9 protein-coding genes are annotated in these 12,714 nt (G+C 61.7%); 4 read left to right on the top strand and 5 right to left on the bottom strand.

The genetic code is table 11. The annotated features are described in order from the left end of the window. Nucleotides 1–54: 54 nt before the first annotated feature. Both ASE85_RS13495 and ASE85_RS13490 read right to left on the bottom strand, forming a co-directional pair. Complete coding sequence (locus ASE85_RS13495) at nt 55–1,005, bottom strand: FecR family protein (protein WP_235523533.1); 951 nt, start codon at nt 1,003–1,005, stop codon at nt 55–57. Continuing rightward, a complete protein-coding gene (locus ASE85_RS13490; protein WP_056689274.1) occupies nt 989–1,573 on the bottom strand; it encodes an RNA polymerase sigma factor in 585 nt (194 codons plus the stop codon). The genes ASE85_RS13495 and ASE85_RS13490 overlap by 17 nt, the downstream gene beginning before the upstream one ends. Before the next feature lie 229 nt (nt 1,574–1,802). On the opposite strand from ASE85_RS13490, the gene ASE85_RS13485 reads away from it, so the two are divergent. Genes ASE85_RS13485 through ASE85_RS13475 form a run of 3 tightly spaced genes read left to right on the top strand, consistent with a single transcriptional unit; the run spans nt 1,803 to nt 7,671 of the window. Next, nucleotides 1,803–4,598, top strand: a complete 2,796-nt coding sequence (locus ASE85_RS13485; RefSeq protein WP_056689271.1) for a TonB-dependent receptor domain-containing protein — start codon at nt 1,803–1,805, stop codon at nt 4,596–4,598. An 11-nt stretch (nt 4,599–4,609) separates the two neighbouring features. Continuing rightward, a complete protein-coding gene (locus ASE85_RS13480) occupies nt 4,610–6,154 on the top strand; it encodes a S10 family peptidase (protein ID WP_235523532.1) in 1,545 nt (514 codons plus the stop codon). After that, on the top strand, nt 6,154–7,671 hold the full coding sequence (locus ASE85_RS13475) for a S10 family peptidase (protein ID WP_056689269.1): 1,518 nt from the start codon (nt 6,154–6,156) through the stop codon (nt 7,669–7,671). The genes ASE85_RS13480 and ASE85_RS13475 overlap by 1 nt, the downstream gene beginning before the upstream one ends. Nucleotides 7,672–8,184: 513 nt before the next feature. On the opposite strand, the gene ASE85_RS13470 is transcribed toward ASE85_RS13475, so the two are convergent. Continuing rightward, nucleotides 8,185–9,237: a hypothetical protein gene (locus tag ASE85_RS13470; protein ID WP_056689266.1), complete on the bottom strand. Its 1,053-nt coding sequence runs from the start codon at nt 9,235–9,237 to the stop codon at nt 8,185–8,187. A 440-nt stretch (nt 9,238–9,677) separates the two neighbouring features. Here ASE85_RS13470 and ASE85_RS13465 point away from each other — a divergent pair, with 440 nt between their 5' ends. Then, nucleotides 9,678–10,838: a PIN-like domain-containing protein gene (locus ASE85_RS13465; protein WP_156358339.1), complete on the top strand. Its 1,161-nt coding sequence runs from the start codon at nt 9,678–9,680 to the stop codon at nt 10,836–10,838. Nucleotides 10,839–11,172: 334 nt separating this feature from the next. Here the strand turns inward: ASE85_RS13465 and ASE85_RS13460 are convergent, their stop codons facing one another. Together ASE85_RS13460 and ASE85_RS13450 are read right to left on the bottom strand one after the other, a co-directional pair. Beyond that, nucleotides 11,173–11,844 carry a hypothetical protein gene (locus ASE85_RS13460; protein WP_156358338.1) on the bottom strand — a complete coding sequence of 224 codons (672 nt, stop codon included), beginning with the start codon at nt 11,842–11,844 and terminating at the stop codon, nt 11,173–11,175. A gap of 313 nt (nt 11,845–12,157) precedes the next feature. Next, complete coding sequence (locus ASE85_RS13450; RefSeq protein WP_056689256.1) at nt 12,158–12,493, bottom strand: hypothetical protein; 336 nt, start codon at nt 12,491–12,493, stop codon at nt 12,158–12,160. Nucleotides 12,494–12,714: the final 221 nt, after the last annotated feature.

The raw sequence follows: 12,714 nt of genomic DNA, 5'->3' as shown, positions 1-12,714 counted from the left end.
TTTCGAGCTAGCTCAACCTGGCTGGGCCCGAGGAGACGCTAGATGGCGGACTGTTCAGCGGCTCTCAATCACGATCTGTTTCTCGTTTGAACGAGCGCTAAGGTCCATGCTCAGGGCGATCGCCTGAGCAAATCCCTGTGGATCGGTTGCCGAGAATAGGCCCGTCACATGCCTTTTGCCGATATCTTCATCCGCGAGGATGATCGCAGTGCGATTATAGCGATTGAATTCCGCAACGGCATTCGCGAGCGTTTCACTCTCGAAGCTGAGGCGTCCCTCCCGCCATAGAAGGTCGCGCTGGACATTGTCCGGGGTGATAGCAACGGGAGAAATGCGATCTGCGTCATCTCCGATCCTTGCTTCCATATTTGCGGCCATGCGGACGGCCTGGTTGGCATGAGCAGGCTTGGCGACCTCGACGATCCCTTCCTGGACGCGCACATCCACGGCACGGCTGGGCAAGGTTCGGACGGTAAATGCGGTGCCGACCGCGCGGACTTCCGCGTCCATTGCCGAGACGATGAAAGGTCGCGCCTTGTCCTTGGCGACTTCAAAATAGCCTTCGCCTCTGATCAGGCGCACCAACCGCTTCTCACGGGTAAACAGGACCTCCATCTCGCTCTGTGTATTGAGCGTTGCGATCGATCCGTCGTCGAGCGGGATCAGCCGGACTTCGCCCGTTTCGGTTCGATAGATTTGGGATCTGGGCCATAGAAGGAAGGCGCCGAGCGAGGCCGCAAGGAAACCGCCTGATCCGGCAATGACATTGCGGCGGGAGAAGTTCAGGCGTGGCGCTTGCGGCGCGAAATCCGGCCCGAGGGCCCGTGCCGCATCCATGCGCAGCAAGGCAGCGCGGGCACGCATGAATGCGCCCGGACAGCGGGTGTCGCTCGCCAGCCAAGCGTCAAGCTCCGCCTGCTCTTGCAGCTCCAGTGGCGCGCGATCGATGCGCGCAGCCCATCGCGCCGCTGCATCGCCAATTCTTGCGCTACTTTCTCTTTTCATGCGGCCGGCTGTCTCGTTTGCGTGCCCTTGATGCACGAGCGCTCCATTTTCCGCTATGCGCGAAGAAATCCAATAATTTGCCAATACCGTTGGCGACATGCTTTTCAACCGTGCTTTCCGACAGGCCCAGACGCGCGGCCACATCGCGCTGTGACAAGCCCTGCACCTTGCGCAGCATGAAGACCTCGCGGCAGCGATGGGGCAGTGCTTCGATGGCAGCTGCCACCTGCTCCAATTCCATCCGCTCATCGACCAGCTGGTCGGGTAGGGGATCCGAAGCCTCCAGTTCGAGCGCGCCGATCTCATGGATGGATCCGATCGGCACGATCCGGGATCGCCGCAAATCCTGGAGGATGATCGAGTGAGCTGTCTGGAAAAGATAGGCTCGCGGATTGGTGATCTGGCTCACCGTCTCGAGCATAACGAGCCGGGAATAGGCTTCCTGGATGACGTCATCGATGTCGAAGCCGATATGGACGCGCCGGCTCAGCCAGGCGCGCAGGCTACCCTCGTGCGGCAGAATGTGCCGTTGCAGCCAGAAGGCGCGATCGTCGGATATATCGGTCATGTTCGGCAAGCCTCATGACGAGCGAACCGCGCGGACACGCCATGCGCACATCCAAAAAATGAAGCGTCCGATCGCATGTCAAAAAAATGCAATCTGGGACTGGGGGAAAAATTGGGCTCGTGCATCTAGGCGGCAAAACCCGGGGGAACGGGATCAGGGAGGATGCGAAAAACCGGTCTGGAAGGCCCGATCCATGCGCCGCGTCCGGGGAGCGGCTGGGGGCCAGACAATGAACCGTTCGATGACGATGAAGAGCCTGCTAATCGGTGCTAGCCTGGCCGCCGCGATCGTGGCCAGCAGCGCGCAGGCGCAGGACCGCAAGTTCAATGTGCCCGCCGGCAATATCAACATGACGCTGCCTATGTTCGCGCGGCAGAGCGGCATCCAGATCATCGCGCCGGCCGACCAGCTTGGCGGTGTCCGGTCGCCGGCAATCATGGGTGTTTTCGACACCCGAGCGGCGCTGCGCCGCCTGATCGCAGACGCCAACCTCGAAATCGTCGCGGACAATGGGGCTGCCATCACCCTGAAGCCGCGGGCCCGCGCGGTCACGACGCCGGTCGCGCTGCGTACGCTGCAAGCCGGACGGGCCGCCAGCAGCTGGACCGCCCCTCGCGCCTTTCAGGCGGCGGACACTCCGGCTGCCGAAGCGGAGCCAGGCACAGGTGGCGAAATCATCGTGACCGCGACTAAGACGGCAACGACCCTCAACCGCGTGCCGATCAGCATGCAGGCGATGCAGCAGGAGCAACTCGATCGCCGCAGCATCCGCAGCGTGTCCGACATCGTCCGCACGGTTCCCGCGCTTTCGATGCAGACGTCGACCACGGCCGACCGCGTGCCCAGCATCTCGATCCGCGGCGTGGCCTCTTCAACCGGTGCGCAGACGACTGGCGTCTATCTCGATGATGCCCCGCTCCAGAAACGCAATGCCATCGGCATTTCCGGCAGCGGAACGCCGGTCCCGGCCTTATTCGACCTTGAACGGGTCGAAGTGCTGCGCGGCCCGCAGGGCACCCTCTATGGAGGTTCGTCGCTCGGCGGGACGATCCGGTTCATCACGCCTGAGCCCAACCTCGACAAGGTGTCGGCCTATGCCCGGGCAGAGGTTGGCTTCGTGCAGGATGGCGGCGTCAATCATGACCTCGGCATCGCGCTGGGCGGTCCGCTGGTGGAAGATCGGCTCGGCATCCGTGTCAGCATGTGGCAGCGCCGGACGGCGGGCTATATCGACCATGTCGATCGCTTCACGGGCGACACGCTGGCGAAGGACACGAACAGTTCGGACGACTGGGCTCTGCGCGGCGCTTTGCTCTTCAAGCCGACCGAGAATTTAAGCCTTACACCATCGGTCTATTATGCGCTGAGCGAGCAGCATGATGCCGATACCGCATGGAAAACCGTGCCGGAAACCACGCTCAATGGCTTCACGTACCCCGCTGCCGTCTATGGCGATTATCAGACGGGCGCCAACTGCAATGTCGGCGACAATTATGCCGCGACCACACCGCGTTGTGTCGCCAGACAACCACGCACCTCGCGCATCTTCCTGCCATCTTTGAAGGCGGAGCTGGACATAGGCAGCACCACGCTGACCTCGGTCTCCAGCTATATCAGCGATCGCACCCATGGCCGGTCCGACTATAGCTATATTGAGCCGGGCAATTTCCAGGGCGGCTTTCCCTTCGTTGCCGATATTGAAAGCTATCGTTCGACCCCGATCTACGAAAACAAACGTACCGGCTTCACCCAGGAAGTTCGTTTCGCCAATGATGGCAATAGCCGTTTCAACTGGGTCGTCGGCGGCTTCTTCGCCACCTACAAAAACAACTCCAACTATCATATCGTCGCCAATCTGGACGATCTGACGCAGGCCGTATTCGGCGCGCCCGCGCAGGCCATTTTCGGCGTGCCGGTCGAACCGGGCAATATCACCTATCATCGTGACCAGGACCTCAAGGAAGAGTCGTTGGCGGTCTTCGGGGAAGCCAATTTCGCGATCACCGATAAGCTCAAGCTGATCGGCGGCGCGCGTGTCAGCCGGGAGAAGTTCAGCTATCATCAGGTCACGGCCGGAACCTTTGCCGGCTTCCTGACCCCGACCACCGCCAATGGCGGCCTGACCGACGGCAAGGTTAAGGAAACGCCGGTCACACCCAAGTTCGGCCTGCAATATCAGCTGAACAGCGCCAACATGCTTTATGCCACGGCGGCGAAGGGCTTCCGCGTGGGCGGCGTCAACCAGCCGCCACCGGCATCGCGCTGTGGGGCGGATCTTGCGGCCCTTGGCATCACTTCTACGCCGGGCACCTACAAGGCGGATTCGCTGTGGAGCTATGAGGTCGGTGCCAAACTGCGCTCTCGCGATCGCAAGCTCAGCCTCAATTCTAGCGCTTTCTACATCGACTGGAGCAACATCCAGGCAAGCTATGGTCTGCCAACCTGTGGCTTTGGCTATGTCGTTAACGGTGGCAAGGCCGTGTCCAAGGGTTTTGACCTCGAAGCATCGGTGGAACCGATCGATGGCTTCACCCTGAGCGGTTTGGTCGCCTATACCGACGCCCAATATACGCAGCCGGTGGTCGGTCCGGCTCCGTCGTCCACCCTCTATATCCGCGATGGAGATCGCCTGCCGGTGCCCAAATGGGCCTTCAATATTGCGGGTGAATATCGCTTCGATATCGGTAGCTATGGCGCCTATCTACGTGCCGACTGGCAGCATGCCTCCCGCTACCAGAACAGCTTTGGTCCCGGGACGGGCAGCTTCACGCCCGATACGTATATGTCGGAAGCCACCGACTATATGACGGCACGGATCGGCCTGCGCCGCGATGGATGGGAATTCTCGATCTTCGCCGACAATCTGCTCAATTCCAAGGATGTGCTGGGTAATGAAGGCGGCCGGACCGGGTGCGCTACCGGCGAGGGCGCAGCCTGTACGACCTACGAGAATTACACGCTGCCCTATCAATATGTGACGTTCCGTCCGCGCACGATCGGCGCGACGCTGACCCTGCGCAAATGAGGCTCCGGACGATGAAGGCTTTTGTTTCGATGCTGGCGCTGGGCGCCGCGATGGTGCTCGTCGCCAACGGACCGGTGGCGCACGCCAACGAGCCGTCGGCTGAAGGGCAGGAGGGCGCCGGCCCAAGGGAGGAGCAGGCCAGCCGCGATCACAAGATGGTGATCAATGGCAAGACCATCGCCTATAAGGCGAGCGCTGGGACGCTGATCATCACCGATGATGATGGCGTGCCCCGTGGCAGCATCTTCTACACCGCCTACACCGCGCAGGGTTCAAACGTGGCGGGCAAGCCCCGGCCGCTCACCTTCTTCAACAATGGTGGTCCCGGATCGGCCAGCCTCTGGCTCAATGTCGGCGGCTTTGGGCCAAAGCGCCCACCGACGCTGACGCCCAAGGCGACCCTGCCGGCGCCCTATGTGGTGCAGGACAATCCCTATTCGCTGCTCGACAAGTCCGATCTCATCTTCATTGATGCGATCGGGACCGGCTACTCCCGGCCGATCGGCGACACCAAGGGCAAGGCTTTCTGGGGCGTCGACGCGGACATCGATTCCTTTGCGCGCGCCATCAACCGCTACATCACCAAAAATGATCGCTGGAATAGCCCGCGTTACCTGTTCGGGGAATCCTACGGCACCACCCGGTCGGCGGGCCTCGTCTACAAGCTCCAGAACCAGGGAATGGATTTCAACGGCGTCGTGCTGATGTCGACCATCCTTAATTCCGGCACCGGCCTGCCGGGCGTTGATCTGGAGGATATCGGGCGGGTGCCCTCCTTCGCGGCAACGGCCTGGTATCATGGCAAGTCGGCGACCCACCCAACCGATCTGATGGCTTATCTCGATGAGGTCCGCGCCTTCGCCCTTGGCCCCTATGCCTCCGCCCTGCTCAAGGGCGACCGGTTGCCGGCCGAGGAGATGGGCGCCGTGGCCCGCACGCTCAGCGGCTATATCGGCCTGTCGGTCGACTTCCTCAAGAAGAACAAGCTGCGCGTCGGCATGGAGCAATATCGCAGCGCGCTGATGGCCGATCAGGGATTGATTATCGGCCGGTTCGATACGCGCTTCACCGCGCCGGCTTCCTATGTCAGTGGCGATGGTTCCTATGATCCGGCGACCAATGATGCCGCGACCGCCGGCGTCAACAGCGCCCATCTCTCCACCTTCCAGGACCATCTGGCGCGTGACATCGGCTACAAGCCGGACCTTCAGTATCGGCCACTCTACAATGGCGTGATCGCGCCCGCCTGGGACAATCATCACAAGGCACCGGGGATCGACGAACCCATCCCGGTTCCCAACACTGCGCTCGATCTGGCCGGCGCGATGCAGCGCAATCCCAATCTCAAGGTGATGGTGATCGCCGGGCTCTATGATCTGGCGACTCCGTTCGCCGGTGCGGAATTCGACGTCTCGCACCTCTATCTGACTCCCAATCTGCGCCAGAATATCAGCTTTTCTTATTATGAGTCCGGCCACATGACCTATGTGGATGAGGCCGCATCGCGAAAGCTGAAGGTCGACCTGGATCGCTTCTATGATGCGACGACCCGCTGATGCGCGCCCTGTATAGCTTCTCCGTCGCGGCGGTCACCTTGGCATTGATCATCACCCCGCTGCACGCCGCCGACAAACCGGCGGCGCAGTCCCAAGCCTCTGACGCTGTCGCCGAAAAGCGCGTGGTTACCGGTCACGTCCTGACCACGGCAACGGGGGCGAAGCTGCCCTATAGTGCGACCGCCGGCGCCTTGTTGGTCAAGGACAAGCAAGGCAAACCCGGGGCGAGCCTGTTCTATGTTGCCTATACGGTTGCGCCAAAAGCGGGAGAGAGGCGGCCCGTCACCTTCTTTTACAATGGCGGTCCGGGCTCTTCAAGCATCTGGCTGCACATGGCCTCGTTCGCGCCCGTGCGGGTGCCGGTCGATGTCGGGAAACAGGGTGGCGCCATGCCTCGCCTGGCGCCCAATCCCGACAGCCTGCTCGACAGTACGGACATGGTGTTCCTTGACGCTGTAGGCACGGGCTATTCGCGCGCGCTCGATCCCCAGGATTCCAAGCTTTATTGGGGTAATGATCAGGATGCCGCCGCATTCACGCAGGCGATCCGCCGCTATGTCGAAATCAATAATCGCTGGCTCTCGCCCAAATATCTGTTCGGCGAATCCTATGGCACCACCCGGTCCGCTATGGTCTCTTATAAGCTGATCGACAGCGGCATGCCGGTCGATGGCGTGATTCTCATGTCCTCCATCCTCAATTTCGCGCAGCGGGCGCCCGGCCTAGACCGGATGGATATCAATTATCTGCCCAGCTATGCCGCCACGGCCTGGTATCATGGCAAGGTGGCCCGGGGGACGGGCCTGGATGCGCATGTCGCCCATGCGCGCCGGTTCGCGCAGGGCGCCTATGCGGCAGCGTTGGCCAAGGGGCAGGATATCGGCGCGGAAGAGCGCGAAATTGTGATTGCGCAAATGGCATCGCTAACGGGCCTTAGCCCGGACTATTTGCGCCAGGCCGACCTGCATGTGCCGCCCGACCGCTTCCGGAAGGAATTGCTGCGGGACCGCGGTGCAGTAACGGGCGGGTTCGACACGCGTTTTATTGGCAGTGAGGGAGATAATGCAGCCGACACGGCGGAGAGCGATCCGGCCGACGACGCGATATCAGGTGCGATCATCGCCAATTTCTCCGCCTATCTCGCCCATGACCTGGGCTGTGCGCCGGACGGCGACTATGTAGTGAACACGCCAGCGCTCTTCCCGGTCTGGGACTGGAGCCATATGCCGCCGGGCGGCCCGCGTCAGAATGCGATGGCAAATGTCGCCATCGATCTGGGGGCTGCCATGCGCAAGGCGCCACGGATGCGCGTCCTGTCGCTCAGTGGTTATTACGACCTTTCCACGCCCTTCTTCGCGACTGAGTTTGATCTCGCACATCTTTACCTGCCGTCAGAACTCAGGCCCAACCTCGTCAGCCGCCATTATGCGTCGGGCCATATGCTGTACCTCGATGGCAAGACCTTTGCGGATGTGACGCGGGATGTCCGGGCGTTCATCAGTGCGAAGCCGGATTAGGCAAGGTAGTAACGACCCTTTGTCGCCATTCAGCTGCAGGATTCCAATCTCCAGGTGCAGACCTTCCGCTTTCTTGGCAGGTCGCGACCAACTTGAGACGTTCAACGTCGTTGAGGTGAACGTCAGCTTTTGGCGAAACCGTTACTTGGGCCACGCAAACGCCGTGGGAGGCTCATTCCCGTTCGACGATGTCGAACGCGTGCCCGATCCCGGATATCGCAGGTAGCGCCGCCGCTCGTCGCCCCACCGCCAGTATAGGAATTTCTGATGAATGGACGCGCAAATTGCCTTGAGCGCCGCTTGCGCACCGGCGCGATCGATGCCCAGTGGCAGTCCTTCAAGAGAAGGTCAATTTCCACGACTTCTAAGGCGCGAAGGGCGACCTCACAATCAGCGTCAAGCTCGATGTGACGGAGTTCGACAGGCCCCTCCTGCCAACCGTCACCCGACCGCTCGTCCACTCCAACTCCAATGCGCAGGTCTGCCAGACCGGCATCACATTCGTCGCACAGCTCAGTTGCCCCTCGGCGCCTTTGATGGCGGAAACATACCATAGGCCTTCAGGAGGCGCACAGTGTCGTTGCCATCTAACATACAATAGCGGCGGGGCCGCGCCAGATTGGCAGCGAGCGCTTCGGCCATCCTCACCACTGAGTTCGCGATCTTGTTGCAGTGCTGCACCAGGATCAAGTCGGCCGGTTCATCGAACGCACGGATCAATTGGTCGCCGCGCTTACCCATGTTCGCCGGATGCATCTCGCCCTTGACCGACGGGCCTTTGAAGATGAAAGCGGCGGAGATAGGCTCGCCGTCGAGGCGCACCTGGGCGGTCTGCAGGTCGGATTTCTCTCCGCCCCAATCCTTGGGCACATAGGGCTCGCCGATGATCGCCGCCACGGCGTGCTTCACATCATCCTCCGGCGTCGCGAGCAATCGTTCGAGTTCGCCCTTCGTGGAAGCGGGTGCTCCCGCCATCTTCGAAAAGCTGTCGATTCCCTCTGGATATACGCGCACCCCCATGGTCCAGTTGAGCTTCAACCCGCTCACCTCGCGGATTAGGTCGCCGATGATGTAGGGCTCGACCTCCAGTATCCTGTCGCGGATTTCGAACCGCCCTGCCATAAACATCCGGCGATTTCCGCTGAGCATGGTCGGCGTCGACTGCGAATACATATGGTCGTTCGAGAGCGTGCCGGTCAGAGCATACTGGACCTCGCCAAGTTCGACCGTGCCGCGCATTGTTGCTGGCTTGGGCGGTTTGCCGTCCTCTTCGCGCCGGAGCGCTTCCGTCGCGCCGCCGAAGGTGAACACATCCCACAGCGTCGCGACATGCACGTGCTCATCGGCACCTTCGCTAGCGAAAACTTGCGCGAGGTTGGGAAGATTGCCCGCCTGCAGCATAGCGTTCGCCACCGCGCTGGCCTGGCGCATCGCGATCGCCCGCTCGCCGCTATTGATGACGAGCGAGGTCTGGGCGACCACCGGAATGGACGCCTTGGTGAGCTCGGACAGTCGGCGAGTGTTCAGGTAATAGGGTGATAGCTTGAGCCGATCCGCATCACTCATGGTCTCGCCTCCCTTCTCTATTCTCAGTTCCGATTCGCGAGCAACATCGCTGATCTTCGCAGCCGATCAACCGATAAAGACGAAAAATGCGGTCGCAGAGCATCACGCTCAACACCGTCGGCAAGCTAGGACGCGCACAGAGGTGCTTCGTCGGGAGGTTATCACGAGATTCGACGATGACTGGCCCAACCTGGACGTCTAGGCGCTTCAACATACCGAAACGGTAGTGCATGTTTTGAGTTGTGGCTGTAGAACGGCGGCTGCGAGGGGCGCAGTTAGTAGCGTGAATGTCGGAGGTTACGGTCTAGATACGTACGGCGCTGCGCCGTGAAATGCGTGTTCTTCCTCCTGCACGCTGCTACAACAGGTGCATGAGAAATGAGTTTGCTTGGTACCTTGGCGCAATAGCACTCGATTTTGACCACGTCTGGACGACGGGCGTGCTCACGCTCGATGCGAACGTGCTGCTCGATCTTTACCGATATAATGCAGAAACCCGCGAGAGCATTTTCTCCGCAATCGGGCTGTTTGGAGAGCGCGTCTGGGTTTCCCGCCAAGCTGCAGGCGAGTTCTTCAGTAATCGGCGGAAGGTAGTCGTGTCAGCCGCCCTCGATTTTGATCATGCCAGGAGGGCGGTTGATGGTGTCCGCAAGGCAGTCACAGAGGGTTTGACCGAGCTGCGCAAGCTTCGCTTGGTGCCAAGACAAGTAGCCGATGGGCTCGAGGGAGGCTTTACTGACGCATTCGAAAAGGCTGCAGCGGAGATTGAAGCGGCACGGTTGGTGCATCCAGATCACTTCCGCGAGGACCAGATCCTTGACCGCCTTTTGACCGTTTTCGAGGGACGCGTTGGGGACGGCTTTGAGGGCGAGCGTCGGGACGGCGTGATCCGAGAGGGCGTCGCTCGGTATAAAGCCAAACGGCCGCCCGGCTACATGGACGAGACGACCAAAGAAGGCGATCGGCGCTACGGCGACGTTCTTATGTGGTTGGAAACGATCGAGTTCGCCAAAGCGGCGAAGGTCCCGGTCGTTTTCGTCACGTCCGAGCTCAAGGAGGATTGGTGGGAAAAGGGCTCGGGGCGCATCCTTGGACCCCGTTGGGAGCTACTGAAGGAGTTTCATGAGCAAACGGGTCAGCCCGTTCTAATCTACCAGACTGAGCGGTTCGCTCACTTTGCGGCCGAGCGCGCCGGAGCCAGCCTTAAGCCTGACATTGCTCGTGAAATTAGAGAAGTAAGCGCACGACGCGGTAGGATTCAGCCTCCTGCGGTCGAAGTCGAACATTTGCCTCAAGTAGCGGAGGCTGACGAGAATCTGGGTACTCTCGAGATTGAATTGCTGCGGGAAGTGATGATGATGACCGGGAGCGGGCGTCTGGAACCCCCAATGGCGGGCGTTCCGGAGGTGCGAGCCACCGTGACTGCCTCGCCAGCCGGCTGCCCTCCGCTTGACGTACGCTGCGCCACAGGCACGACGTTTGACTTCAACGTACACATTCGGCCGATAGAACGCGGTCGCGTGCTCCCCGTCGGGCATTATGTCGTCGAATATGAGTGCGCCTATGATGCGTCGGGCTCCGTGGATCAAGATGGCGGCTAGCGACTAAACCGTTGTGGACGGCCGTGTTCGACCCTTATCGGCAGAGCAGTCGACCAACATGCGCCGTTCGATGCCAAGCGTTTGAAGGCAGCTTCTGCCGGAACCCGCCGCCCGCACGACCCTCCGCCTGCGGACAGCAACGCGCCTCACGTCGGTCATTCAGGGAAGTTTGGCGCAATCCCGCAAGCCGTCGGTCATCCGGTGGCCGGTCTAGCGGTCGGGCGTGCCGGGATAGACCTCCTCGTCCAGCCTTGTTTTAGATAGGCTTCTCGATGCCGAAGTGCGCAGCGACCTCGGCGGCGAATTTGCGGACGGCCATCAGGTTGCACATCCCCTAATCCTCCTCATCGTTTCGCGACAGCTGCACCGCCGCGACGCGCTCAAAGTCTTCGAGCGAAGCGGCCGGCCTGACCCCATAGGCGTCCAGCAGCGCGTTCCAGAACCGAAGCAGCAACTCGTTGCGCCGCTCAGGCATCCAGGTCGTCGCGGTAGCGCGGACCGACACACGGTCGGATAGCGCGGGCGTGCGCATGCTTCTGACTTCGCCGGGGAAGCCGGTGTCCATGAGCCCTGTCGCGCCGAACTCCACCTCAATGACGCCTTCGGGCGCGAACGTCCGGATTGCCTTGATCGCGCTTCGGAGGAAGCGCGCCAGATGCGGGAACGGCGCTGCATAGGCGAAATAGCCTCCCCTCTCGTCGCTGCCGAAGGCGGTTGTGTCGACGGCCCATATCTCCCCATTGTCGGCGAACCATTGCGTAACGCCGCCGGCAAGGTAGCTGCCGTCCTCCTGCGTCCGGATGCCGTTCGCAGCGACCGCGCCTTCGCCACCCGCGCCCGAGCTGCCGCTACCGCCCCTAATCCAGAGCCGCGCGTCGTGACGCGACATCCGCTCGGAAAGCGTCGCGCGGTTCGCCGGCGTCCAGTACTCCGGCACGATGCGTACGTAGAGGCGCGGCCCTGCGGGGACGGGCCGCCTTGCGCTCGTCGTAGAGCCCGGATTCATTGAAGGTGATGCCGCCGGTCGCTCCGTCCCAGACCGCCGGGTCGGCTGCATCGGGCTCGCGGGTCAGAAGCGACAGCGGCATCGGCCGCGTTGCCGTGATCGTGGACAGCACGGGACCTATCCTATTCGCGAGCTCCGTCGCGAGTTGCCGCCTCGCGGCCTGTCTCTCGGATCCTGTCGCGCCGTCGGGAAGGTTGTAGAGAACGGTCCCGCGCCGATGACGCCAATCGAAGGGCAGCGCCTCTGGACCGGGGTAGCGGGTCTGGTTCGCGACCAACACGATGCGGTCCTGTCCCAGCGCGTGGTCGGCGTATCAGAGTTCGGACATGACGTTGGGGTTCTGCAGGTGTTTGACGGCCGGCATGCGCGTGGGGGCGGTGTTGGGCTGGTTCTCGGGAGGCACGGTTCGCCCGACCGGCGTCACGTCGGCGACGAATACGGCCGCTTCCTCGATCTTCCGCAGAATGGTCGAGACGATGTCGGGCGTGCCCACGACGCCGGTCGTGTCATGGTCGACCTCGGGGCGATCGGCCTCCTCAACGTCGTCGGCCTGCGCGATGTGGTCGCAGGCGTCCTTGAGCGCGTCGCGCACGAGGTAGTGGTGGAGCCGCGGGTCCAGGTCGGCCTGCCAGGACCAGAAGACCTTCACGCCGCCGCCCCGTCCTCGCCGGGGCCGGCGACCGGCTTCCCCTCGGTGACTTTGGCGGTATCGTATCGCATCGCGATCTTGGTCGTCTCGCCAGACACCGGCTGCCGCCCCGTTATGTTGAGTAATACCAATCTGCATTGATCACGACCCACGCGCCCATTTGCGGCGTCCGATGGTCATGATGCGCCATGGCTGATCGACCAGCCTGTTCCAGGCTTCGC

The organism is Sphingobium sp. Leaf26 (assembly GCF_001421665.1).
Classification (GTDB): domain Bacteria; phylum Pseudomonadota; class Alphaproteobacteria; order Sphingomonadales; family Sphingomonadaceae; genus Sphingobium.
The sequence above is the reverse complement of the archived record's forward strand: the minus strand, read 5'-3'. Positions and strand labels throughout refer to the sequence as shown.